The sequence below is a fragment of the Pseudidiomarina gelatinasegens genome (genome assembly GCF_004025325.1).
GTDB classification, from domain to species: domain Bacteria; phylum Pseudomonadota; class Gammaproteobacteria; order Enterobacterales; family Alteromonadaceae; genus Pseudidiomarina; species Pseudidiomarina gelatinasegens.
Window position 1 is genome coordinate 150442 of sequence record NZ_RSFE01000001.1, and the last position, 24183, is coordinate 174624.

Here is a 24183-nt window from a genome sequence, read left to right on the forward strand (position 1 = left end):
ATTGTATGGTTAGAACAATTTTATTTTCGGTCTTATTAATTCTTGTAAGCCCGCTAGCCGCCGCACAAACTGCGGAAGTGATTGCTAGTGTCGATAAAAACCCGGTAATTCAAGGCGAACCCTTTACACTCACAGTCACCATCAATGACGATGTCAGCCAAGCGGCTTGGCAGCCCGAAGAGCAGTTGCGCGATTTCCGCGTGCTTAATGTTCGCTCATCGCGGCGTACCAGTGTAATCAATGGCGAAACCTCACGCACCACTTCGTTCATCGTAAACCTGCAGGCTCCTGACATGGCTGGTATTGTGCGTATTCCGCCATTGCAAATAGGCAACGCCAGTAGCAACGCGATTGAACTCACTATCTTAGACGCTGCCACATCGGCCAATGAACTTGAGCAACGCCCGGCGTTTATTCGTACGTCATTAGAATCAAACCAAGTGTATGTGCAACAGCAGTTTAAATTGGTCGCACGACTTTACCTGAGTGCTAATTTACACAGTGGCAATCTTGTTGCGCCCGAGCTTGATGACGCCGAAGTAAGCCAGTTTGGCCAAGACGAAGAGTCCTATGAAATTATCAACGGCAAGCGCTATCAAGTCTTTCAGCGCACCTATTTAGTCACTCCGCTGCGTTCCGGGGAATTAACGATTCGCGGCCCTATTTTTGAAGGGCAAATAAGCCGCGAATCTGGACGCTCGGTATTTTCATCAATCGCCACCACCCAACCGGTCAGCGCCGCCGCGGCGCCAAAATCAATTAACGTACTCGCGCGTCCAGGTGACTGGACTGGTCATTGGTTGCCTTCGGAATTAGTCAGTTTGAGTGTTGAGCGGGCAAACCCTGAAGCGACTGTTGAAGTGGGTCAGCCAATAACGCTAACGTATCGGTTGACTGCTATTGGCGTAAGCCCAGAGCAGCTACCTGAACTTAACTTCGACGGGTTGACAGATGTATCGGTGTATCCCGAAGCAGCGGAATTCGCCAGTACAACCCGAAATGGCCGTGTGATTGCCCAGCGCAGCCAAACGGTAGCGATTATCCCACGCAGCAGCGGCGAACTAACACTGCCCGCTCTCGATGTTGCCTGGTTTAATACGCGTCTGCAACAAAAGCAATTAGCGAGTTCGCAGCCGATAGTCGTCAACGTGCAGCCGGCACCGAATGCGCCATCAGAGGCCGAGCAACAAACAGCGGAGCCGGACTCCGCTATCAGTGCTGACAGCAAACCTTCTGCTGAACACGATGCACCAACCGCCTTGGCGCCACTGCAGTCTCACTACTTCATTTTGGCTGTAGTTTTCGCAGGGCTTTGGTTATTAACATTAATCGTCTGGGCTTGGTGGTGGTTACGCCAGCAACGTAGTAAATCTGTCAGCGCACACGCTGAGCAAGTTCATAAACCCAATCATGCATGGCAACAGTTGCAGCAAGCAGCGTTGGCAAATGATGCTGTTGCAACCGAACAAGCATTACGTGATTGGGCGCACCAACAGCTTAGTTTACCGATGCACGATCTACGCGAGATTGCTGAGCACTTTAAACATCAACCATTGCACAGCCAAATCGACCATTTACAGCGTTGTCGCTATGCCAGTGCGGACAAGTCATGGTTAGAAGGAAAAGCACTGCTACGTGCGCTAAAGGCGGCACAGAAGCATTTAAAACAACAACCCAAAGCCAAACCCAGTCTATCGCCGCTTTATCCTAACTAGCCAGTCGATTTGTGACCCATAAAAAAATCCCGGAGCAAGCTCCGGGATTTTTGTTCTAACCAGTCTTAAACAGTTATTAAAGGTTACTCTTGATCGCGAATGTTACCGCTTGAATCAAGGCGTACTTCAATATCCGCTTGCTCACGCAGCGCCTCAATGAACGCACCGTAGCTTTGCTGGGTATAGCTATTAATCAGTTGATCAGCCATCTGCGCTTGCATCGCCTCGTCAACTTCGCCATCCACAACGTCTGTTAACTGCACAATGGCTAAATCACCATTAGTTAACTCGGTAACGGCAACTTGCACAGCATCCGCAGCTGGTACTGCTTGCTCAAATAAGCTTTGCAATACTGCACGCGGTATATCGCTCGCACGACGGTCAGCCGCATCAATGGCTGTCAACTCTACCTGCACAGGCTCACCGGCACGCAGTTTGGCAGCAATGGCTTCGGCATCGTCACGCGCAGCAGCTTGGGCTTTTTCAGTACGTAGATTATCCAGAACTTGTGCACGAACGTCTTCAAGTGGCTTTGTCGAAGCTGCTTTAAAGTCAACCACGCGCACCACAACAGCCTGCTTATCATTCACTTCAATCAAGTCGCTATTCAAACGTTCATCAATGAAGTCACGGTTGAATACCAGTTGTAAGGCAGCTGGATGATTCAATGCAGATGGCGCATTGTTGCGGCTAAACCAGTCGCTTTCGCGCGCAGCCAAACCGGTTTCTTCAGCGACCGGCTTCAACGTATCAGGAATATCAAAGGCTAACTCAGATACCTGTTGCTGCAGCTCGTAATAAGCTTGCTTGACACGGTCTTCACGCATATCAGCAACGATTTCGTCACGCACTTCTTCAAATGACGTAGACGAACCTGCTTCAAAGTCAGTTAGTTTAATAATGTGATAACCAAACGAAGTGCTTACCACACCGGTCATTTCACCAACGTCTTTTAATGCAAAAGCTGCTTCATCAAAAGCAGGATCCATAGTGCCCTGCTCAATAAAATCTAAATCACCACCCGTTTCAGCGGTAAAAATATCATCCGAATACTCGGCTGCCATTTCGGCGAAATCCGCGCCTTCAGTGAGCTTTTCCAGAACTTCTTGTGCTTCTTGCTGGGCTGCTTCGTCTTCGCCTTCAATTAAGATGTGCGCAAAACGATAGCGGTCTGGCGTTTCGTAATTTGCTTGGTTGTTGTCGTACCATTCGCGAACGACACTTTCATCAACTTCAACCGATTCAGCAACCGCATCGGCGTCGAGTGCGACAAACTCAACCTTAACTTGCTCGGGTACCGCAAAAGCTTGTTGATTGTTCTGGTACCACTGCTCAACTTCTGCATCGGTAACTTCAACGGTATCCAGGTACTGTTCAAGTGGCATGCTAGCGTAGGAACCACTGCGCTTCTGATTCACTAAACGCTGCACCGCTGCGGTTTCGCTTGGCAATGCAAACTCAGAGTTAACCATGGCTTGTAACAGTTGTGTGCGCGCTAAATCGCGGCGCATAAGTTCCGCAAAGCCGTCAGGGGTATAACCCAACCCGCTTAGAGTCATTTGATAGCTCGTGTTATCGAATTGACCTGCTACTTGAAATGCACCAATTTCGCGAATGGCGGCTTTAACTTGATCATCAGAAACGCGTAATCCTGCGTCGCGAGCAAATAACTCAACAAGCTTCTGGTTGACCAAATCATCTAATACTTGGCTACGCAAACGTTGGTTAAACGCTGGGTCGGCCGCTAAGGTGTCATAAAAATCACCGAATTGCTCTTTTTGACGCGAACGCTCGTTTTCGACGGCGCGGTCAAATTCAACCCGGCTAATTTCTTCACCATTTACTACAGCCACCGATGGTTCTGGCTGGTTCGTGATGTATCCACCAATCCCCGCCAACGCAAAGGTCAGCGCTATCAATACTAGAATCACTTTCACAACTAAGCTTTGTGACCCTTCTCGAATCCTGTCCAACATAATCCACTAAACCTCAATTGTTCCCATTCGTTGGGCGGGTATTATATCTGCTTCTGCAGAAAAAAAATAACCCGAAGACAAGCTTCGGGTTATTTTCAGCAAATGCTGGCGGAACGGACGGGATTCGAACCCGCGACCCCCGGCGTGACAGGCCGGTATTCTAACCAGCTGAACTACCGCTCCGCTTTTATTAGTTTACTGAATCTTTCAGTGCTTTACCGGCTTTGAAAGAAGGTACTTTAGCAGCTGCGATTTGGATAGTTTGGCCAGTTTGTGGGTTACGACCAGTACGAGCTGAACGCTCACGAACACTGAAAGTACCAAAACCAACTAACGCTACTTGATCACCTTTTTTCAAAGCTTCTGTTACTGCTTCAATGAAAGAATCAAGAGCACGTCCAGCCGCAGCTTTAGAAATTTCTGCTCCGTCTGCAATTTTATCAACTAACTGAGACTTATTCACAGTATCATCCCCTTAGATTGTTATTATCAGATTTGCATGGTTCCATTGCGTTCTGTTTGTTTCAATGGGCCAGCGAAGGTTATAACAAGCTTAAACTTACTGTTCAAGCAGTAGTGATAGATTAGCAGACATCTTCCTTATTAATCCATCACGCAAGTGGCACGCCAGATTCTTTTTTGTTTGAGTCTGACTAATCACTTTGACTCTAGGCTACCACAAGATTTCGGATTGAGAACCCTTTTTAACAATTTTTTTGACGAAAGAATGCGGCCTGCAGGCCAGTTATGGCCTCGCAGCCCGCATTTTTGCGTTTTTAAGCGGTTTTTTCCAAGCTTTTCGGTGCGGATTCAAGCGCAACGGCGAGTACTTCATCAATCCATTTAACCGGTTGAATCTTAAGATCGCCCTTTACTTCGTCACTGATTTCTTTCAAATCACGCTCGTTTTCTTTTGGAATCAACACATGTTTGATGCCACCACGATGCGCCGCCAAAAGTTTTTCTTTCAACCCACCAATTGCTAACACCTCACCGCGTAAGGTTATCTCTCCAGTCATCGCAACATCGGCGCGCACTGGAATGCCCGTTAACGAGCTCACTAATGAGGTCACCATAGCGATACCTGCGCTCGGGCCATCTTTTGGCGTAGCACCTTCAGGTACGTGCACATGAATATCACGCTTCTCATGAAAGTCTTCCGGAATACCCAGCATGTTTGCACGGCTGCGCACAACGGTGAGAGCGGTCTGAATTGACTCCTGCATGACGTCGCCAAGAGAGCCCGTTGAAGTAATCTTGCCTTTACCCGCAACATTCGTTGCCTCAATGGTAAGTAAGTCACCGCCTACTTCGGTCCAAGCCAGACCAGTTACTTGGCCTACTTGGTTGTTTTCTTCCGCTTTACCGTAGTCAAAGCGCTGCACACCCAAGAAGTCAGATAAGTTCTCACCTGTGATTTCAACATGCTTGATACGTTTATCCAGCACAATCTTCTTCACTGCTTTACGGCATAAGCGAGAAATCTCACGCTCGAGATTACGCACACCGGCTTCACGGGTGTAGTACCGAATAATCCCTATAATGGCATCGTCGGTTACGTTAATTTCTTTGGCCTTCAAACCATTGCGTTCAATTTGCTTATTCAGCAAGTGACGCTTAGCGATATTAAGTTTCTCTTCTTCGGTGTAGCCCGACAAGCGAATCACTTCCATACGGTCAAGCAGCGGCCCTGGAATATTCATGCTGTTTGACGTTGCGACAAACATCACGTCTGACAAATCATAATCAACTTCAAGATAGTGGTCGTTGAAATTAACGTTCTGTTCAGGATCCAATACTTCAAGCAGCGCGGAAGCTGGATCGCCGCGCATATCTGACGCCATCTTGTCGATTTCATCTAACAAGAACAGTGGGTTACGCACACCAACCTTTGCCATCTTCTGAATGAGTTTGCCCGGCATTGAACCAATGTAGGTACGACGGTGACCACGAATTTCAGCTTCGTCGCGCACGCCACCAAGCGCCATACGCACATACTTACGGCCGGTTGCTTTCGCAATCGATTGGCCAAGCGAGGTTTTACCAACCCCTGGCGGGCCTACTAAGCATAAAATGGCGCCACGCACCTTGCTGGTACGCTGTTGCACGGCAAGGTACTCAAGAATACGTTCTTTAACTTTTTCCAAACCATAATGGTCAGCATCAAGTATTTTCTCTGCATTGGCGAGGTCTTTCTTAATGCGTGAACGCTTCTTCCACGGCACTGAAACCATCCAATCGATGTAACCACGAACTACGGTCGCTTCCGCAGACATCGGCGACATCATTTTTAACTTCTGCAATTCAGCACGCGTTTTCTTTTCAGCCTCTGCAGGCATTTTCGCTTCGTCGATTTTGTTTTCAAGCGCTTCAAACTCATCTGGGCCATCTTCCATTTCACCCAGTTCTTTTTGAATCGCCTTCATTTGCTCATTCAGATAGTATTCACGCTGACTTTTTTCCATCTGCTTTTTAACGCGCGAGCGAATACGCTTCTCTACCTGAAGCAGGTCAATCTCACCTTCCATAAGTGCCATCAAATACTCAAGGCGCTCACGTACATCGGTTATTTCCAATACCTTTTGCTTATCATTAAGCTTTAACGGCATGTGGGCCGCCATGGTATCCGCCAAACGATCGGCCTCTTCAATACCTGACAAGCTGGTCAACACTTCCGGTGGAATCTTCTTGTTCAGTTTTACATAGCCTTCAAACTGGTTGATGGCCGAGCGAATCATCACCTCTTCTTCTTTCTCGTCCATCGCCTCTGAATCAAGGTAATGCACCTGCGCCCGAAAGAAGCCCTCTTCCGGTTCAAACTGTTCAATCTCGGCGCGTTGACTGCCCTCAACTAGCACTTTCACCGTGCCGTCAGGTAGTTTTAATAACTGCAAAATGGTTGCAACAGTACCTATGCGATGAATGTCATCTTGCTCGGGTTCATCCACCGATGCGTCTTGTTGCGCTGACAAAAATATTTGTTTGTTTTTATCCATCGCTGCTTCTAAGCAACGAATAGACTTTTCACGCCCGACAAATAACGGAATAACCATGTGGGGGTAAACCACAACATCACGTAGCGGCAACACCGGTATACTCAAGCGTTCAATCCGTTCTTCACTCATAAACTTCTCCAGGTAACGGGTTCGTGATTCGAATCACTCTATCTTACCTCTTAATATGAGGCTCTCCAGCGAAAGTTCAATGTTTTGCACAAAAAAAGGGCCACAAAGGCCCTTTTTGCATAAATTTCATGCTAAACAACAGACTTACTCACCTGATGCGTGCTTTTCTTCTTGTTGATTGGCATAAATCAAAATGGGTGCAGATTCGCCTTTAATCACTGACTCGTCGATAACAACTTTGACCACATTCTCAATAGTCGGTAAGTCGTACATGGTATCGAGTAGCACAGCTTCAACGATTGACCGCAAGCCACGCGCACCTGTTTTACGGGTCATTGCCTTACGAGCAATTGCGCGCAATGCATCATCGCGGAACTCAAGCTCAACATCTTCCATCAAGAATAATTTACCGTATTGTTTGGTCAATGCATTCTTTGGTTGACGTAGAATTTGTACCAACGCGTCTTCATCAAGCTCAGTCAACGTTGCTAATACAGGGAGTCGCCCAATAAACTCAGGAATCAAACCATATTTTACTAAATCTTCAGGCTCAACACTGGCAAGCGTCAGTCCTTCGGCTTTAGGTTCTTTACTTTTCACCTGAGCGCCAAAACCGATACCGCTGCCAACGCTAATGCGTTGCTCAATAACTTTATCAAGCCCAGCAAATGCTCCGCCGGCAATAAACAGAATCTTCGAGGTATCAACCTGCAAAAATTCTTGTTGTGGGTGTTTACGTCCACCTTGCGGTGGCACCGCAGCTACCGTACCTTCAATAAGCTTCAATAAAGCTTGCTGTACGCCTTCACCCGACACATCTCGAGTAATTGATGGGTTGTCCGACTTGCGCGAGATTTTGTCGATTTCATCAATGTAGACAATACCGCGCTGTGCTTTTTCAACATCGTAGTCGCACTTTTGCAGTAATTTCTGAATGATATTCTCGACATCCTCACCAACATAACCCGCTTCAGTTAACGTGGTCGCATCGGCCATGGTAAAAGGCACATCTAAATAGCGCGCAAGCGTTTCAGCTAAATACGTTTTACCACTACCCGTTGGACCAATCAGCAAGATATTACTTTTACCAAGTTCAATCTGCTCTTCGTCTTTATTGGTGGTTTCGTTGTTATATAAACGCTTGTAGTGATTATAAACTGCAACCGCGAGGACCTTTTTAGCCATATCTTGACCAATAACGTACTCGTCTAAATGCGCTCGAATTTCATGGGGGTTCGGTAGCTTCTTCTGCTCTTCTTGTGGCGCAATATTTTGAATTTCTTCTTCTAAAATATCGTTACACAAGTCAACGCATTCATCACAAATAAACACCGACGGCCCGGCAATTAACTTGCGAACCTCATGCTGACTTTTTCCGCAGAAGGTACAAAACAACGGCTTTTCGCCGTTACCTTCAGTTTTATCAGTCATTCTATTCTCCGCCTCTTTGCGTCAACACCTTATCAACTACACCGTAGTCTACAGCTTCTTGCGCAGACATAAAGTAGTCACGGTCGGTATCTTTTGCCACTTGCTCGATGTCCTTGCCGGTATTTTCGGCCAACATACGGTTAAGCTTATCTTTAATATCAAGAATTTGGCGTGCATGAATTTCAAAATCAGACGCCTGCCCCTGGAATCCGCCTAATGGCTGGTGAATCATTACGCGCGAATTTGGCAAACAAAAACGCTTACCTTGCGCACCGCCGGCTAATAAGAACGCACCCATACTGGCCGCTTGGCCCATACATACAGTACTAACATCGGGCTTGATAAAGCGCATGGTGTCATAAATCGCCATACCGGCAGTCACTGCACCACCTGGTGAGTTGATGTACAAATAAATGTCTTTATCCGGATTGTCTGATTCTAAAAATAGCAGTTGCGCGACAATCAGGTTAGCCATGTGGTCTTCAACTTGACCGCAGCAAAAAATCACGCGCTCTTTAAGTAGGCGCGAGTAGATATCGTACGAGCGCTCTCCTTTTGCAGTTTGTTCCACTACCATAGGCACCAATTGTGCCATTGGGTCTAGCGCCATATCCGACATAATTTACGACTCCTGAAATAAAAATGGCCCGTATAAGGTTATACGAGCCATTAAACCAAGTTGTTATGGACGCCGTCAACGATGTTGTGACAGTTCCACCAACTGTTTTACTTTTTAGGGTTCATCAACTCGTCAAAGCTGGTTTTCTTAGCTTTAACTTTTGCGTTCTCAAGGATGAACTCAATTGCTTGTTCTTCTAATGCAACGTTACGAATCTGCTGCATCATTTCTTCGTTACCTTTGTAATACGCGATAACTTCAGCTGGATCTTCGTACGCAGATGCGTTGTTCTCGATGATCTCGTCAACTTTCTTCTCGTCAACTTTCAGCTCGTTGCCACGGATAACTTCACCCAGTAACAAACCAACTTTTACGCGCTCTTTTGCTTGTTCTTCAAACAAATCAGCTGGTAATTGCGGCATTTGTGCTTGGTTACCACCGAAACGCTGCATGGCTTGACGACGCAGAACGTCTACTTCCTGGTCAATCATTGCTTTCGGCAAGTTCACGTCGTTGTTTTCAACAAGACCTTTCAGTACTTGTTCTTTCACTTTGCTTTGCACTGCGTTTTTCAATTCGCGTTGCATGTTCTTACGAACTTCAGCTTTAAGCGCTTCAACGCCGCCTTCCTGAATACCAAACTGAGTCACGAACTCGTCACTTAGCTCTGGCAATTCACGTTCTTCAACCTTCTTCGCAACCACAACGAATTGTGCTTCTTTGCCTTTCAGGTTTTCAGCATGATAGTCGTCTGGGAAAGTTACCTTAATGATTTTTTCTTCACCAGCTTTCATGCCAATAATTTCGTCTTCGAAACCTGGAATCATGCGGCCTTCGCCAAGCTCAAGTGCGAAATCAGTCGCTTTACCACCTTCGAACTCTTCACCGTCAATTGAACCGGTGAAATCGATAGTGATACGCTCGCCTTTTTTCGACTTACGCTTAATTTCTTTCCAAGTTGCGTGTTGCTTGCGCAATGTATCAAGCATGTTGTCAACGTCTTTGTCAGTAACTTCAACGTCTGGCTTCTCAACATTCAGCTTGTCTAATGCTGCAACTTTAACTTCTGGATACACTTCGAACGTAGCAACGAATTCAAGGTCTTTACCTTCTTCGTTAACTTTCGGCTCAATCGCAGGCATACCCACTGGGTTGATTTTTTCCTGCATCATGGCTTCGAAGTATTTGCTTTGCATCAGGTTCGACGCGGCACGCGCACGCGCTTCTTTACCATACAATTTCTGCAAAACATTAGGTGGAACTTTGCCTTTACGGAAACCGTTGATACGGCGGTTACGGTACTCGTCCTTTAACAGACGCTTGACTTCGTTTTCGATAACGTCAGCTGGCACGGTGATCGTGGCGCGACGCTCTAATCCTTGGGTTGTCTCTACAGAAACCTGCATTGCTTTGTTACCTCGGCTTCACTATTGGCCTGAGCCCACTACCAACGGGGCCCTTCAAAATGACGCCGCATTATAGCGAAGCCACGGGCTCACGTCGAGTGTCAACGGGTACTTTTGCACCGATTAAGCTACAGACTGCTTAGATGTCGCTCTATTAGTCAGTTGAAAATTGTGGATTTAATTCCATACGATTGCGTCCGGATTGCTTCGCTAAATAAACAGCTTCATCCACTTCACGCATTAAATCATCGGTGTTCGTCGTTGTTTCTGGAATACTCGACGTAACACCTATGCTTACAGTTACTGGTGTACCGAGCTTTCCTTTTAATTTCTGAACTTCAGTTAATACTTTCTTTGCTTGTGCAGCTAATTCAGAGAGCTCCGTTTGCGGGCAGACAATCATAAATTCATCGCCACCGAAACGGGCCACATATTCGCCCGTGCGTTTAAAGTTTCTCTGTAAAATATCTGCCACCGACTTTAATACTTCGTCGCCATGCAAATGACCATACTCGTCATTCAATCGCTTAAAATAATCAACATCAACCATCATTAAAGTTAGCGAATGTTTGGCGCGTACCGCTCTTCGTAACTCATGCTCCAGGCATTCATCTAAACCACGGCGGTTAATTAAGTCGGTTAAACTGTCTTGCCGCGCAAGTTGCGCCAGCTTCGCATTGGCTTGCAATAATTCTTCTTCTGTAGCACGCAAACGTGCTTCGGTTTGGTGGCGCGAAATAGTGTTGGCAATCATGTCGGCAACAAGGCGCATTTGTCGAATATCGCGTTCAACCCAGTCGGTTTGGCGGTTCACCAAATCACAGCCGACAAAGCCAACCAGTTTTCCTTCCAAAAACATACCAACAGCCATCATGGAGCGAATGTTTTCACGCAATAATTCGTCGCGAAAGCCGCCCGTTGAGTCACTCAGTTTACAGGCGTCATCCACTAATACTTGACCGTCTTCAAGCATACGCTCGAAAAAATACGGCATGGTTTCTGAAGGAATATTTTGTAGTTCGTCTTTATGGGGCGTAATACCGTCGTTGGTCCATTCATAGGTGTTTGACATTTCTGAATAATCATTTGAAAACTCAAAAACATAACAACGGTCTTTGCTACCACCCCGCCCTAACAGAGCTAATGCATGCTCAATGTGCGTTTGACTTTGGTCGGGTGTGGAATTTATCAGCTGCATGCTAATTACCGAGATCACCAACCCAAACCCTTCATCCGTTGAAGTAGAGTGCACAGCATCATACTGGTTTGGCGTTGTCTCTAACATAAATCACGCTCTTATAATTGTTATAGCATGTAGCATAAATGAAATAGATGCTCAAAGTATACGCATATAGAACCAGAAATCTACGGAAAAAGACCAGAAAGGAAAATTGCAAGAAGAATGGTCGGCGAGACTGGATTCGAACCAGCGACCCCTTGTACCCAAAACAAGTGCGCTACCAAGCTGCGCTACTCGCCGACATTATTATTTTTGAGATAGTGCTGAACAGCGAAGAAAATGGGGTGGCTGATGGGACTTGAACCCACGACAACCGGAATCACAATCCGGGGCTCTACCAACTGAGCTACAGCCACCACTTTACAACATTGTTTTGCCAGGGCTAAATTGGCGCACCCGGCAGGATTCGAACCTGCGACCGACGGCTTAGAAGGCCGTTGCTCTATCCAGCTGAGCTACGGGCGCATATCTTACCTGCTTTAAAATGGTCGGCGAGACTGGATTCGAACCAGCGACCCCTTGTACCCAAAACAAGTGCGCTACCAAGCTGCGCTACTCGCCGACAAATTCTAAAAACCGGTGCAGGACGCGGCCTGACAACGGGGGCGAATATTACCTGTTGGGCCGTATGCCGTCAAACACTTTTTTGCCCGAATTGTCTGACTGCTGAAAATACCAACAGCGTGCCGGAAATTTGTTCATTACGCTTATTCAGGGCATCAACATTAGATGCTACAACCTTAGCAAAAAACATGCGAAAATAGCACTTCTTGAAATCACTATTCTAGCGATCAATCTAAAGGGTGCTCCCAGCAATGACTGCGCAACGTATCGATGGTAAACAAGTAGCTCAACAAGTTCGTGATCAAGTAAAACAGGCCGTTGCCAAGCGCCTTGCCGCTGGTGGCCGTGCACCGGGGTTAGCGGTTGTATTGGTCGGCAGCGACCCAGCTTCGCAGGTATACGTAGGTAGCAAACGCCGTGCTTGTGAAGAGGTAGGCATTACCTCTCAAGCGTTCGACTTACCCGCAAGCACAACGCAAGCCGAGCTTGAAGCACTTATCGATACACTTAACGCAGACACCAGCATTGACGGCATCTTGGTACAACTGCCGTTGCCTGAGGGGCTTGACGCGCAAGCCATACTTGAACGCATTCACCCGTTTAAAGACGTTGACGGCTTCCACCCGTTTAACATGGGCCGACTTGCCCAACGTAACCCAGCCCTGCGCCCTTGCACCCCGCGCGGCGTAATTACCTTATTTGATTCCATCGGCTTAGACTTGCACGGCAAAAATGCCGTGGTTGTTGGTGCTTCAAACATTGTCGGCCGCCCCATGAGCCTTGAGCTGTTGTTGGCCGGCGCTACGACTACCGTATGCCATCGCTTTACCAGTGACCTTAAAGAACACGTACAACGTGCCGATGTGCTGGTGGTTGCTGTTGGCAAACCGAACTTTATTCCTGGCGACTGGGTAAAACCAGGCGCTGTGGTCATTGATGTGGGCATTAACCGCTTACCATCGGGCCAACTGGTGGGCGACATTGAATTTGCCGCCGCCGAGCAACGGGCGTCCTACATTACCCCAGTACCAGGCGGCGTAGGCCCTATGACCGTAGCCACATTAATGCAAAATACCTTGCAGGCATGTGATACGTGGCATGCGCCGCTCAAGTAAGCGTTTGCTTTGCTTGTGCTTATGAGGTTACTGGTCGGCGCGAAAACCTGATAACATAGGCCCTTCGCGCCGCGAAATAAGTGGCCACATCGGCCTACCGACGAACCCTTCTCGTAGGCGACAAAAGCGCTGTGCCGGACTCTCAAAAAATTGTCGCCAAGTTTGCAATGCCGGAGCGACTAACGGCACTTGCAGCGGCATACACCACCAGATTTCAATGTCTAACTGCCGCGCGTCCAGCCAGTCATCCGTAGCATCCATATTCGCAGTTCTCGCAAGCGCATGATCAACAGCTATTTCGGTCACCCACTGCTGCTTACGCAAATCATAACGCCGTTCACTAAACAGTTCTTGCGCTCTAACAGTCGGACTGTGTAATTGTATGGTTGAAGCTAGCCGCGCATGCAGCAATGCGGCTACAGTTGCTCGCCATGCGCCATCACGTAAATTAGCGGCTTCAGGTTCGTCCTGTTGATGCGCATGCCACTGTAACTGAGTACTAGCCATCCCTGTTGCTAACACATTGCGCATTGCAGACAAATCACCATGTTGCAGTTGACCGGCTCGTAACACGTAGTGACTGGTGTTGTGCAACAAATGTTGCGCCCAGAATAACCAAATTAATTGCAGTGCCGCCAGCAGCATCCAAAAGATAAGTGGCGTAAGTAGCATCGCTTCAATAGTTGCTACGCCTCGTTGATGGTTCCCTAGACTGCGATATATTATTTGCATAATCCCTGCAACTGACAGTTGCGCCATAGCTGGGCATATTCATCAATACGTGTGCGCAGCTCAGTCATACTTGTAGCCGGAGTAACTACATCCAGAGCATAGACCGTTTGCACTGTTAGCTCACTGGCTTTCAGCGCAACGACTTCAAGTTCCTGAGCAATTAGCGTTTGCGCCTCTACCGTTTGTGCTTCCAACGCGCTGACAGCGGTTATATCAAAGTCAGCCATATCTAGATCGGTTGCCATACTATTGAGGTGCTCTTGATCTAACATCGGCAGGCGATGTAAATATTGCTCGCCTGCCGATGCCACTGTTGGCGGCCAAATGATAAGAACAAATTCAGTGCCGCGTGAAACCGAGCCCGCGACCTGACCGGATAGCCAATCGGCTTTTTCACTACTTGGCGCCTGGAGCGTCAACTCAAGCCAGTTGTCACGTTCCATAAACGACCATGACTGTTGCCAAGGGTAATTGAGATAAATGATATCTTCAGGTGCGAATAAGTCGTCTACCGCCTTTGGTGCGACACGATTCTGTGTCCAATAGGTTGTTGCTGCGTCACGTATCACCTCCGTATCCTCAACCCAAATTCGCTGTTTCTGGTGCTGTTGATGCATTTGCCACGCTTGAGTCGCTATCATCAATAACCCACTCATAATGACCACTGCAGTGATAATTTCGAGCAACACAAAACCTCGGGGTCGCATGATTAACTTCCTTGTTTAGTCTTAATGCAACTGCAGAAAACGTTGATGCTGCTGCAACTGCCGTTCAAGACGAATATTTTGTCGCTGCAGGTCTCGATCAAAAGCCTTCTCGCGCTGCTGCTCACTGAGATTCGCAGCAGCCACTATCAATGACGACACTGCAACGGCGGCACTCGCTAGAACTGCCAAACCGATAACCCACTCCAGCACCAAAAAGCCACGGTTACTTGCAATTCTTTGCTTCTCTAAGTCAGCTTTCATGGGTTCGCCCCGAATCGGTTAGCCCTGAAATTTGAGCGTCAAGGTGTCTCCAGAAAAGCTACTCTCAATGGCATAGTCCGTGAAATCATAAGCCAATCGAGCCCCCTCCGCGGTTTGCTCTATGCCGTTGACCGTAATCACGTACAGCGAAGTGTCGGTCCCATCAACCGCGATACTAATGTCACCCCCCCAAGGGTTAATGCTGGTGCCTGCCCCCCATACTTCAGGAACCGCAGCGATACTTGACATGGCTGACATACTTATTCCAGTTAGGTCACCTGTTCGTGGTCGCCATAGCTGCGCTCCTGACTGAATTGTGATGATTTGGCTTTTTGCTTCGCTCACGCGCGAATTGCCGACCGCCCAGTCTCTTAAGGCGAGCGACCCGATGGTTGCCAGCGCGATAATTGATAACACCGTCAACACTTCAATAAACGTAAATCCTTTTTGAGATTGCATAATTAACACTCCATTGTTGAAAAAATTGATAGATGTCGAACAGCAGCCCTAATTGACGTGCCTAAACGATACTCTGCTGCGTTATCGCCATTAACATACTTCCCATACCGCCAAGCATGACGATCAACAACGCAAAAATCATTCCATAGCAGAACCCTTGCAGGGCTGCTCTAAGCCGCGCCAACGCCTGCACAGCATCATGCGCGGCATAACTTGCCACACGTTTCAATGTACCGTGTTCAGTTGCCTTTCTACTTCCATTACCGAGTCGAAATAGCATGCGAGGAGACAATAATCCACTATCAAATATACGCTCCAAACGCCGCTCGCCATTAGCTAGCTTTGCGCGCATCGTAGTAATATGCGCGTTCAAGGAGTTACCTCCAAACCGTTGCATGGTTGCCAGTGAACGATCGAGATTAATGCCAGCTTGCAGCAAAACTGTAGACGTTTGCAGCAACAGTACCGCACTAAAATAACGATGAATTAGAAAAGCGCCCTTGTTTGCGAGTAATTGACACCAATACCATTTAAAGTTGACCAAACCGGGCGGACCCCAACTCCATATGAATACTGCCACAACTACCATTAACAAGGCTGGCAACATGGCGCTGTGCGTGAGCACCATCAGCCAGTGACTTAATTGCGGCCACTGCCACTCAGGCAACGACTGCGCGAGCTTTGGCATCACACCGCGTCCGATAAAAAATGTTGCCGCAAAAGCCAGCGCTAACATAGCCACAGGGTAAATCAATGGCTTCCAAAACTGACGCCAGGCTTCGCGACGCTGCTGCTCGAACAGTTGATGTTGCGACAAAATCTGCTCAAGAATTCCACTATTTTCGCCAACCGCAACCAGCATCACTAAATCTTCAGAAAACCAATGATGCAATGATGGCCCCAAAGCTCGGCCATGATTTAATTGCTTAATCAATTGCGCAGCAACTTCTTGCTCTTGCTTCAAGTGAAGGTGCCGTGCGTTTTCCAGCAGTTCATGGCAGCAGGTTAAAGGGCTTAAGCCATCCGCAAGACCCAGCGCTAAATCTTCCAGAAAAGCTAATTGACGGGCTCGTGTTAAGCGCATGACGAATGGCTTTGTAATTGTGACTCAAGTGCCTGCCAGCCGGCAGCAATGAGTCGCTCTCGACAAGCTTCCAAGCTTCCCGCCCGAATAGCTTTGCGAACCCGTTCGTCAATTTCTAACAGCTCCGCCACTAAGCGACGACCAATCACGCCCGAACCTTTGCAATTCGGACAGCCCCTATCGGTTCCTTCGCAGTCCTCGCAAATCCGACTCACTAAGCGCTGAGCTAGAATCCCGCGAAGCACCCCAACCTGTGATAAAGACTCTGCACTGAGCCCAAGGTCCAACAATCGTTGGATGACCCCAAAGGTGTCATGTGCATGCACGGTTGCGGTTACCAGATGCCCAGTCAAACCAGCCGTATATGCTGCACGTGCAGTAGCTGCATCACGAATTTCACTGATGGAAATGACATCTGGATCTTCACGTAACGCAACACGTACCATGTTGGCAAAATTCAATTCTTGATGGTCGGCAATAACTGGCTTTTGTTCGATATATGGTTGAATGATCTCAATGGGATCTTCAAGTGAAATCACTTTAGCTGTGCGCGGTATATGCCAGTTTATAGCCGCAAGCGTGGTTGTTTTACCTTGGCCGGTAGGTCCCGCAACAATAATGATTCCCGCCGGTTGGCCTAACATAGCCAACAGGCTGCTTAAGTGCTCAGGGAGCAACCCAATACCACTTAACTCTAACGCTTTCTGTTGCTCTGATTGCATCCGCATGGTGACTGCAAAGCCGTTTCGCGTTGGCGACTTTTGAACCCTTAGTCGCATGCGCTTTATTTCGTTATTGTGCATAACAGAAAGCGAAATACTTGCGCTCGATAACCGCTGCTCATCAAACAACTCATGGAAGTCTTCCGAGCGCGTATTAAGTGCTGCTGCTATAGCCGCCGCCATGGTTTCGCGATTACGTTCAACCTGCCCGACCAAGCGCCCATGCACCCGAAACGCGAGCGAAGCATGTGATGGTAAAAATAATAAATGAATGTCGGATGCTTCCAATACTAATGCTTGAAGTACCAAGTCTTCTAGCGCCTGCTGTGCGCGAGTGTGGTCGAGTTCTATTGGCACACGCTGATGAACGTGCTCTCGTCGCGCCGCGGCATCATGAAGTTGACTGCGAATGGCTCGAGCATCGGCCACGAACCACGCGCGTGATTGCTGACCAAACAGTTGCGATTGTGCACATATCGTTAACAACTCCAACAGATGTTGTCGCCATGTTTGTTCACTTGCAATCAATGCGCCATCTTCGCCAATCAACACAGCAACGTTGTCTTGCGAATATTGCTCAGATAAACACAGGCAGGTATCGACTAGATTACGATTCACCTCAACACGCGCAACATTTTCATCGGTCATAACCAGCATCGTTACCACCGCTCTGTTAGGGGTAAATCACGGAAATGTCCAAAGCGTTTTAAGCGCACGCGCCCCGGTCCAACTTCGGCGGTCAACTCCATCGGCCCCGCAATGCCGCTTAACAATCGAATTAGTTCATCGCCATAACGCAATACCACATGCGTTTTGTCTGCTGTAGCGACAATACCAACCAACTTATATCGCAATAGCTCTGAGGCAACCTCGGAAGAACCTGATGGCTGCCCTTGCAAAGCGTCAATCGCATGGCGTGCCTTGGCAATCTGTAACTCTAACTGCAATCGCTTGGCTTCAGTTTGTGCGAGCCTTTCCGAGAGCTCGCTCGCGCGGAGCCGTTGAATCGTCGTATCCGGCGCATCGAGCATGATCGCGCCACCTAGAATAATCTGTAGGGTCCAAATCATCATGGTAGGGTTCCTTGAGAATTATCTTCAATTGATATCTGCAGTTGCCAAATTAGATCGCTCAAAACCGCGTTCGCAGCGATTAGTCGCGCATTAGGATGGTTTACCGAAAGCCAGGTCAGAAACTGCTGCCACCCATCCCCGTCATGAGGATCAAATAGATCATGTTTAATTGACAAGGCTTTCCCTCGTGATGTTACTGAAAAACCAAGCTGCTCAAGTTGGTCACCTACGGCACTTGCTGGACTTTCAGTCGAGCCATCCATTTGCGTTAAGTCTTTCAGCGGCCGTACAAGCCGATGTTCACCTTTATCTTTCTGGTAATCCCAATTACTACCAGTTAATTGACTCAGCAACTCACTCACCCGCCCATAACTTGGTTGCACGATGAGTTGCTCCCCTCGGGCCGTCAATTCCCAGCGCAGCACCTGCCACCCAGCCAAATAGCTGACCTGCGACAAGAGCTGGCTTAGATGAGCAATTTGATTTGCATCCCAACCAACTTGCGGCTGCTTCAGTACGGATAACGCTTGCTCCGGTTTGGCTAATGGTTGAGCCTCGGGCTCGGGCCAAAACCACCATGTAAACCCGAGAGAAATTGTCAGCGCGGTGATGGTACTCAACACTAAAACACGACGACGTAGCCAGGCTGGATGCTGCCGCAACGATCTGAATCTAGCCTGTTTGTTCGGCATATCTGGAAGCTCTATATTCACGTAACGAACGTGCGTATATGCCGTGACATGACATGCCAGTAATTCCTTCGCTTGATTGCCTGAAATAAAAAGTGAGCAACCCATTTTTTCTGGCGCCAACCAGTCTTGCGCAACAAATAATAAATTTAGTACGCCTGTGTGGTCAGCACTGAAGCCACACGCACCGAGCAGAACATCATCACGCCATGCCACACATACCAGCCGTTGCTGCCATACTTGCACCACCACCACTGCGTTATCATCAATGCATTGCCGTAGCTCTATAGCGCCATCGTGATCAGCCGTTTCGCTGCAACAAAGCCAATACTGGGCTCCACATTTCCACAAGCTATAGCGCTGAAAACCAAGCTGTTTTGCTTCTGTTAACCATGTCAATATCTGGTCGCGGTCATGAGATTGGTGGCGCCAGCCTTCAAAACACCAGGCTGTCATAAATTTAACTCCCGAGTAATAATATGTGGCGTCAACAGAACAATGGTTTCACTGCGTCGTTGTTGTGACATATCGCCACCACCAAGCGCCTTACTAAACCAACTTTGTTGACGTTGCGTGAAACTACGTTCATTTTTCAGTCCACTCATCAGTAAGGTTTGACCGTTCGCAACCATCGCTTTCATAAAGAACTTCTTCCGGTTGGTATGGGGCGTCTGAATCATTTGCTCCCCCGAGCGCACTTCATCAATCCGCTCAAGATCGGAAACCTCGGTTGACAGCTGCAAGATAACTTCCCCTTTGCGGATACTGGGTAGCAAGTACAGTTCAAAACCGGTGGTTACAACGCCTGGTTGCAACACATCTGCTCTGCCGACATTCGCGGTTGCAGCAGACCCGGCAGCAGCTAAGTAGGTAGCATTATCTTCCAGGACTATTTTTGCGATTTGATTATTGAGGCTCACCACACGTGGATGATTACTGGTTTGTACCAGCCCCTGCTGCGCCAGTGCTTCGATTAAAACTTGCGACCCTTGCGCTTTACCTTGTTGTTGCTGCCAAAATAACTCGCCACCGCTTATACGGTTTAACTGCGCAGAGGCAAATCCCAGTACGCCCTCACCGCCTGCTGTTTTGACAATCGCATCCCAGTCGATTGAGAACTGTTCATCGTCGGTAAAAGTAACTTCCAAAATTTGGACATCAATCGCAACCTGACGTGTGAAACGTTCATTCTGCTGCGCCAGATATGCTTTCACTTGTGCCACATGTTGGGGGTAATCACGAACCAATACCGAAGTAGAACTTTGGTTAACAGTTAACTTACCTTCCGCTGATAGCAGCATGCTCAAGGCATGTTCTAGATCTTGCCAAACCGAGAGTGACTCACTACTGAAATTTAAGTACTGTTCGCTACTCGTCGTCATGCTGGTTGCCTGCAGGGCATCGCCACCAAAGCTTTGACTTTGTTGCTGCTGATCGCGGTTACCTAAAAAATAACTGGTATCGCCAGCAATGAACGCCACGTCAAATTCAGCCACCTCAAACTCATGAATAGCCACCAAATTATCTTCCCATTCAAGATGCCAACGATAACGGCTAGCTATCTGCTGTAAAAAGTCCGCCAGACTGCCGTCAAACTGCATATGGACCGATATATTGGATAGTTTTTCGGTATTGAAGTAAGGCGTTACATGGTGCGGCTCTAATACACGCGTAAGCAATGTTCCAGCCGCTAATCCTTGTGCAGAAACCTTTACGGCTTGCGCACTCCATGCAGGTAATTTCTTTCGTAATTCAGCCAGCGGAGGAATATAAAATGCATCGTCATACAATACCGAACCACTGGGTTTGTGCGCGTCCTGAAGAACGGCCAAACGTTCATTGGCCTGAGCATACTGTTGCCCTAAAGGCTCCTGAATCGAGCTAGAACAACCGCTTATCCAGACCAACATGAGCAGCGTCCAATAGCGTTTCATAACGCCTCCGACGAACTGTAGCGGTAGCTTATAACAGCGGAACGATTTGCATAGAAGGTTACAGCGAATTGATAAGGGGTAATAAGGCGCTCAAGCACTTCTTGCGCATTTGGTGCCTGCAAGGTGAAAGTAGCTGGCCACTGGTAGTGCGGTGATACGCGCCAATCGATCGTGTCGACTGGAAATTGTGTGGTTATGAATGCTTCTAGCTGAGGCTGTAAAAGCCCTTTCTCGAGTTCCAGAGTCACCGTGCCGACTCGGCGATTTGGCGCGCTTAAAGTGGCGCCTTGCATGACGGATTCGGAGAAGTTATAAACCGGACATGTCCGAGCAAGAATTGACGTCGACCACAAGCAGCTCAGCGCTAAGCTGCTTGCGATGACGCACTGTTGGACCATGGTCCGGCATGGTTGATAAACCATAAAACCTCCTTGTTAGCATGGCACTGCATTCCGTTGCAGTAGCTATTTAATCTAGCCCAGCCACGGGCTGCTAACAAGGCGGTAATCGAGCATAAAACGGCGGTTTTTTACTTACGTTTTTTGCCTTCTTGTACTTCCCATTTACCGTCGCGATACAGCGCTTGCCAACCGGTGGCTTTGCCGTTCACTTCGGTAATTACGTACTGTTCTTTGTTTTTGCGGCTGTAACGCACAATGGCTTCGTTGCCATCATCGTCTTTTTCCGGCGCTTCCGTTAAGTAATGGAACTTCGCTGGAATCCGATCTTTAAAGCGTTTCAGCTCGCTTACTTTCACCGCACGGGTTTCACGTGAACGCGGGAAGGTGTTAGCCGACAAGAACACACCTGAAGCTCCGTCACGCAACACGTAGTGCGCATTGGAATCTTCACAGGGTAACTCTGGGAACGGCACGGGGTCTTCTTTTGGCGGTGCCGGCTGACCACTTTTCAACAGTTTACGGGTGTTCTTACATTCGCTGTTGGTGCAGTCAAAATACTTACCAAAACGCCCTGTTTTTAGCTGCATGTCACTGCCACAACGGTCACATTCAAGTACTGGCCCATCGTAGCCTTTAATGCGGAATTCGCCCTGCTCAACCAAAAAGCCATCACAGGCCGGGTTATTACCACACACATGCAGTTTGCGTTTTTCGTCAATCAGATAGCTGTCCATGGCAGTGCCACACTTCGGACAACGCTTTTTCGCGCGCAACGCAAGCGTTTCAGCTTCATCGTCATCGTCCTTCACACGCACCGCTTCTTCGCCTGGCAACAGGTTCATGGTTTGTGTGCAGCGTTCTTTCGGCGGTAACTCATAGCCTGAACAACCAAGGAACACACCGGTAGATGCGGTACGAATACCCATCGGACGCCCACATTTCGGGCATTTAATATCGGTGAGCACCATTTGATTCGGGCGCATACCGCCTTCTTCCGGCGTCATTTCAGCCTGCGCTAACTTCTTGCTGAACTCTTCGTAGAATTGATCCAGCATGGCTTTCCAATTGCGTTTACCTTCTGCAACGTCATCCAGTGCTTGTTCCATTTCTGCAGTGAAGCTGTAGTTCAATAACCGTGGGAAGTTGTCAACCAAACGGTCGTTGACAATTTCGCCCATTTTTTCTGCGTAAAAACGACGGTTCTCAACCCGCACATAACCACGGTCTTGAATGGTTGAAATAATGGATGCGTAGGTTGATGGGCGGCCAATGCCGCGCTTTTCTAGCTCTTTTACCAATGACGCTTCGCTGAAGCGCGCTGGCGGCTTGGTAAAGTGTTGTTGCGGATCTAACTGCTGCAGGCTCAGCACTTCGCCTTTTTTCACATCAGGCAGCGTTGCATCTTCATTTTTTGAGCCCGCGGGTGGCTGCACTTTCGTCCAACCGGCAAAGCGCATCACACGGCCGCGTGCACGCAGCTCATAATCGCCAGCCTGCACTGAAATGGTGCTGGCATCGTATTGGGCTGGTGTCATCTGGCATGCGACAAATTGACGCCAAATAAGCTCATACAACCGCTGTGCGTCACGTTCCATTTCGCGCAACTGTTCGGACTTTACGCCGACACTGGAAGGACGAATCGCTTCGTGCGCTTCTTGTGCATTTTGCTTCGACCCATAAACATTCGGCTTCGGCGGCAAATAATCATTGCCAAAATTCTTACCAATATAGTCACGGCAGGTGGCAACTGCTTCTTGGCTTAAGTTGGTTGAGTCGGTACGCATATAGGTAATATGCCCGGCTTCATACAACCGTTGTGCCAACATCATGGTTTTCTTAACGCCAAAACCTAAACGGGTGCTAGCTGCTTGTTGCAGCGTTGATGTAATAAACGGAGCCGATGGGCGGCTGCTGGTGGGCTTATCTTCCCGATCAATGACTTTGTACTGGGCTGACTGCAATGCGGCCACAGCGGCCTCAGCAGCGCCCTTATCGCCCGCTTTGAATGCCTTGCCGAGATGCTTTTGCACTTGCATGCGCAATTCAGCTTTGGCTTGGGTGTTCAAATCAGCGAAAATATCCCAATATTCTTCCGGTACAAACGCTTTAATTTCGCGCTCACGTTCAACCACCAGGCGTACCGCTACTGACTGCACCCGACCCGCGGACAAGCCGCGAGCAATTTTCTTCCACAGCAGTGGCGACACCATGAAGCCAACAACGCGATCAAGGAAGCGTCGGGTTTGCTGCGCGTTCACCCGATCGATATTGAGTTCGGCTGGGCGCGAAAACGCTTCCTGAATGGCTTTTTTGGTGATTTCGTTAAACACCACGCGCTGAAAGCGACTGTCGTCACCACCTATGAGTTCGCGTAAATGCCACGCGATGGCTTCCCCTTCGCGGTCCAAATCCGTCGCGAGGTAAATAGCGTCGGCCTTCGCTGCTAACTTTTGTAGCTCAGCGACAACCTTTTCTTTGCCGGGCAGCACTTCGTAGTGCGCTTCCCAGCCATGTTGAGGGTCAATGCCCATGCGTGCGACCAGCTTCTGGAACTCACGCTCTTGGCGGTAAGCTTCCTTTGCTTCTGGCGACATCTTACGAACTTCCGCGGGCGGCTTGGTTTTGACGGTGGCTGTCGACCGTGTTGGCAAGTCACGAACGTGCCCCACGCTAGACTTCACCACGAAATCATTCCCTAAATATTTATTAATTGTCTTCGCCTTGGCGGGCGACTCGACAATAACTAACGCTTTTGCCATGCGACTCTCTTTTTATCCGTAAGGTGTGGGATTCTTTTTTTAGATATATCTGTTATGCGGCTGCGAAACAACCACCGAACGCAAAAATTATAAAAATACGATTTCGCCTCATATCCATGCATAGTTTCATATGTCGACTTATCAGACCAATAAAATCAAGGCGTTCAGGCC

Annotated in this window: 20 protein-coding genes and 5 tRNA genes; 2 read left to right on the forward strand and 23 right to left on the reverse strand. The window is 48.3% G+C overall.

Translation table 11 applies throughout. The annotated features are described in order from the left end of the window. Positions 1 to 5: 5 nt before the first annotated feature. Positions 6 to 1715 carry a BatD family protein gene (locus tag EGC76_RS00775; protein ID WP_128351120.1) on the forward strand — a complete coding sequence of 570 codons (1710 nt, stop codon included), beginning with the start codon at positions 6 to 8 and terminating at the stop codon, positions 1713 to 1715. An 83-nt stretch (positions 1716 to 1798) separates the two neighbouring features. Here EGC76_RS00775 and ppiD read toward each other — a convergent pair whose 3' ends face one another. The 12 genes from ppiD to EGC76_RS00835 form a co-directional block, all read right to left on the reverse strand. Beyond that, positions 1799 to 3691, reverse strand: coding sequence for a peptidylprolyl isomerase (ppiD, locus tag EGC76_RS00780; protein ID WP_128351121.1), 1893 nt, complete (start codon positions 3689 to 3691; stop codon positions 1799 to 1801). A gap of 106 nt (positions 3692 to 3797) precedes the next feature. Then, positions 3798 to 3874 (reverse strand) — tRNA-Asp (locus EGC76_RS00785). A gap of 7 nt (positions 3875 to 3881) precedes the next feature. Continuing rightward, on the reverse strand, positions 3882 to 4154 hold the full coding sequence (gene hupB, locus EGC76_RS00790) for a nucleoid-associated protein HU-beta (RefSeq protein ID WP_128351122.1): 273 nt from the start codon (positions 4152 to 4154) through the stop codon (positions 3882 to 3884). A 313-nt stretch (positions 4155 to 4467) separates the two neighbouring features. Continuing rightward, positions 4468 to 6816, reverse strand: coding sequence for an endopeptidase La (lon, locus tag EGC76_RS00795; protein WP_128351123.1), 2349 nt, complete (start codon positions 6814 to 6816; stop codon positions 4468 to 4470). 144 nt (positions 6817 to 6960) lie between these two features. Continuing rightward, positions 6961 to 8247, reverse strand: a complete 1287-nt coding sequence (gene clpX, locus EGC76_RS00800) for an ATP-dependent protease ATP-binding subunit ClpX (RefSeq protein ID WP_128351124.1) — start codon at positions 8245 to 8247, stop codon at positions 6961 to 6963. 1 nt (position 8248) lies between these two features. Beyond that, on the reverse strand, positions 8249 to 8866 hold the full coding sequence (gene clpP / locus EGC76_RS00805) for an ATP-dependent Clp endopeptidase proteolytic subunit ClpP (RefSeq protein ID WP_128351125.1): 618 nt from the start codon (positions 8864 to 8866) through the stop codon (positions 8249 to 8251). Positions 8867 to 8973: 107 nt separating this feature from the next. Then, positions 8974 to 10272: a trigger factor gene (gene tig, locus EGC76_RS00810; RefSeq protein WP_128351126.1), complete on the reverse strand. Its 1299-nt coding sequence runs from the start codon at positions 10270 to 10272 to the stop codon at positions 8974 to 8976. Between the two features lie 154 nt (positions 10273 to 10426). After that, positions 10427 to 11557, reverse strand: a complete 1131-nt coding sequence (locus EGC76_RS00815; RefSeq protein WP_128351127.1) for a GGDEF domain-containing protein — start codon at positions 11555 to 11557, stop codon at positions 10427 to 10429. Positions 11558 to 11675: 118 nt separating this feature from the next. Next, positions 11676 to 11752 (reverse strand) — tRNA-Pro (locus EGC76_RS00820). A gap of 40 nt (positions 11753 to 11792) precedes the next feature. Next, a tRNA-His gene (locus tag EGC76_RS00825) sits at positions 11793 to 11868 on the reverse strand. A 32-nt stretch (positions 11869 to 11900) separates the two neighbouring features. Then, positions 11901 to 11977: transfer RNA gene (locus tag EGC76_RS00830), tRNA-Arg, on the reverse strand. A 20-nt stretch (positions 11978 to 11997) separates the two neighbouring features. Beyond that, a tRNA-Pro gene (locus EGC76_RS00835) sits at positions 11998 to 12074 on the reverse strand. Positions 12075 to 12327: 253 nt separating this feature from the next. Here EGC76_RS00835 and folD point away from each other — a divergent pair. Next, positions 12328 to 13191, forward strand: a complete 864-nt coding sequence (folD, locus tag EGC76_RS00840; RefSeq protein ID WP_128351128.1) for a bifunctional methylenetetrahydrofolate dehydrogenase/methenyltetrahydrofolate cyclohydrolase FolD — start codon at positions 12328 to 12330, stop codon at positions 13189 to 13191. Positions 13192 to 13218: 27 nt separating this feature from the next. On the opposite strand, the gene EGC76_RS00845 is transcribed toward folD, so the two are convergent. The 11 genes from EGC76_RS00845 to topA form a co-directional block, all read right to left on the reverse strand. Next, the gene (locus EGC76_RS00845; protein WP_128351129.1) at positions 13219 to 13950 is read right to left on the reverse strand and encodes a TadE/TadG family type IV pilus assembly protein; all 732 of its coding nucleotides are present in this window, start codon (positions 13948 to 13950) and stop codon (positions 13219 to 13221) included. Next, positions 13914 to 14630 carry a type II secretion system protein gene (locus EGC76_RS00850; RefSeq protein WP_128351130.1) on the reverse strand — a complete coding sequence of 239 codons (717 nt, stop codon included), beginning with the start codon at positions 14628 to 14630 and terminating at the stop codon, positions 13914 to 13916. Before EGC76_RS00850 ends, EGC76_RS00845 begins: the two co-directional genes overlap by 37 nt. A 21-nt stretch (positions 14631 to 14651) precedes the next feature. Further along, positions 14652 to 14891 carry a hypothetical protein gene (locus EGC76_RS00855; RefSeq protein WP_128351131.1) on the reverse strand — a complete coding sequence of 80 codons (240 nt, stop codon included), beginning with the start codon at positions 14889 to 14891 and terminating at the stop codon, positions 14652 to 14654. 18 nt (positions 14892 to 14909) lie between these two features. Beyond that, on the reverse strand, positions 14910 to 15350 hold the full coding sequence (locus EGC76_RS00860; RefSeq protein ID WP_246013858.1) for a type II secretion system protein: 441 nt from the start codon (positions 15348 to 15350) through the stop codon (positions 14910 to 14912). Positions 15351 to 15411: 61 nt separating this feature from the next. Continuing rightward, on the reverse strand, positions 15412 to 16434 hold the full coding sequence (locus EGC76_RS00865; RefSeq protein ID WP_128351132.1) for a type II secretion system F family protein: 1023 nt from the start codon (positions 16432 to 16434) through the stop codon (positions 15412 to 15414). Continuing rightward, positions 16425 to 17804 (reverse strand): GspE/PulE family protein, encoded by a 1380-nt coding sequence (locus EGC76_RS00870; RefSeq protein WP_164876768.1) that lies wholly within the window; start codon positions 17802 to 17804, stop codon positions 16425 to 16427. The genes EGC76_RS00865 and EGC76_RS00870 overlap by 10 nt, the downstream gene beginning before the upstream one ends. Positions 17805 to 17815: 11 nt before the next feature. Next, a complete protein-coding gene (locus EGC76_RS00875) occupies positions 17816 to 18229 on the reverse strand; it encodes a hypothetical protein (protein ID WP_128351134.1) in 414 nt (137 codons plus the stop codon). After that, on the reverse strand, positions 18226 to 19374 hold the full coding sequence (locus tag EGC76_RS00880; protein ID WP_128351135.1) for a hypothetical protein: 1149 nt from the start codon (positions 19372 to 19374) through the stop codon (positions 18226 to 18228). Before EGC76_RS00880 ends, EGC76_RS00875 begins: the two co-directional genes overlap by 4 nt. Then, on the reverse strand, positions 19371 to 20852 hold the full coding sequence (locus EGC76_RS00885) for a hypothetical protein (RefSeq protein WP_128351136.1): 1482 nt from the start codon (positions 20850 to 20852) through the stop codon (positions 19371 to 19373). Before EGC76_RS00885 ends, EGC76_RS00880 begins: the two co-directional genes overlap by 4 nt. Further along, a complete protein-coding gene (locus EGC76_RS00890) occupies positions 20849 to 21274 on the reverse strand; it encodes a hypothetical protein (RefSeq protein WP_128351137.1) in 426 nt (141 codons plus the stop codon). The genes EGC76_RS00885 and EGC76_RS00890 overlap by 4 nt, the downstream gene beginning before the upstream one ends. A 107-nt stretch (positions 21275 to 21381) precedes the next feature. Beyond that, complete coding sequence (gene topA / locus EGC76_RS00895) at positions 21382 to 24012, reverse strand: type I DNA topoisomerase (protein WP_128351138.1); 2631 nt, start codon at positions 24010 to 24012, stop codon at positions 21382 to 21384. Positions 24013 to 24183: the final 171 nt, after the last annotated feature.

What these genes read in the sequence shown, in the direction of transcription:
- EGC76_RS00775 (WP_128351120.1), top strand. Translation starts at nt 6, where the DNA reads ATGGTTAGAACAATTTTATTTTCGGTCTTATTAATTCTTGTAAGCCCG.
- ppiD (WP_128351121.1), bottom strand. Translation starts at nt 3,691, where the DNA reads ATGTTGGACAGGATTCGAGAAGGGTCACAAAGCTTAGTTGTGAAAGTG.
- lon (WP_128351123.1), bottom strand. Translation starts at nt 6,816, where the DNA reads ATGAGTGAAGAACGGATTGAACGCTTGAGTATACCGGTGTTGCCGCTA.
- clpX (WP_128351124.1), bottom strand. Translation starts at nt 8,247, where the DNA reads ATGACTGATAAAACTGAAGGTAACGGCGAAAAGCCGTTGTTTTGTACC.
- clpP (WP_128351125.1), bottom strand. Translation starts at nt 8,866, where the DNA reads ATGTCGGATATGGCGCTAGACCCAATGGCACAATTGGTGCCTATGGTA.
- tig (WP_128351126.1), bottom strand. Translation starts at nt 10,272, where the DNA reads ATGCAGGTTTCTGTAGAGACAACCCAAGGATTAGAGCGTCGCGCCACG.
- EGC76_RS00815 (WP_128351127.1), bottom strand. Translation starts at nt 11,557, where the DNA reads ATGTTAGAGACAACGCCAAACCAGTATGATGCTGTGCACTCTACTTCA.
- folD (WP_128351128.1), top strand. Translation starts at nt 12,328, where the DNA reads ATGACTGCGCAACGTATCGATGGTAAACAAGTAGCTCAACAAGTTCGT.
- EGC76_RS00845 (WP_128351129.1), bottom strand. Translation starts at nt 13,950, where the DNA reads ATGGCGCAACTGTCAGTTGCAGGGATTATGCAAATAATATATCGCAGT.
- EGC76_RS00850 (WP_128351130.1), bottom strand. Translation starts at nt 14,630, where the DNA reads ATGCGACCCCGAGGTTTTGTGTTGCTCGAAATTATCACTGCAGTGGTC.
- EGC76_RS00855 (WP_128351131.1), bottom strand. Translation starts at nt 14,891, where the DNA reads ATGAAAGCTGACTTAGAGAAGCAAAGAATTGCAAGTAACCGTGGCTTT.
- EGC76_RS00860 (WP_246013858.1), bottom strand. Translation starts at nt 15,350, where the DNA reads ATGCAATCTCAAAAAGGATTTACGTTTATTGAAGTGTTGACGGTGTTA.
- EGC76_RS00865 (WP_128351132.1), bottom strand. Translation starts at nt 16,434, where the DNA reads ATGCGCTTAACACGAGCCCGTCAATTAGCTTTTCTGGAAGATTTAGCG.
- EGC76_RS00870 (WP_164876768.1), bottom strand. Translation starts at nt 17,804, where the DNA reads ATGACCGATGAAAATGTTGCGCGTGTTGAGGTGAATCGTAATCTAGTC.
- EGC76_RS00875 (WP_128351134.1), bottom strand. Translation starts at nt 18,229, where the DNA reads ATGATGATTTGGACCCTACAGATTATTCTAGGTGGCGCGATCATGCTC.
- EGC76_RS00880 (WP_128351135.1), bottom strand. Translation starts at nt 19,374, where the DNA reads ATGACAGCCTGGTGTTTTGAAGGCTGGCGCCACCAATCTCATGACCGC.
- EGC76_RS00885 (WP_128351136.1), bottom strand. Translation starts at nt 20,852, where the DNA reads ATGAAACGCTATTGGACGCTGCTCATGTTGGTCTGGATAAGCGGTTGT.
- EGC76_RS00890 (WP_128351137.1), bottom strand. Translation starts at nt 21,274, where the DNA reads ATGGTTTATCAACCATGCCGGACCATGGTCCAACAGTGCGTCATCGCA.
- topA (WP_128351138.1), bottom strand. Translation starts at nt 24,012, where the DNA reads ATGGCAAAAGCGTTAGTTATTGTCGAGTCGCCCGCCAAGGCGAAGACA.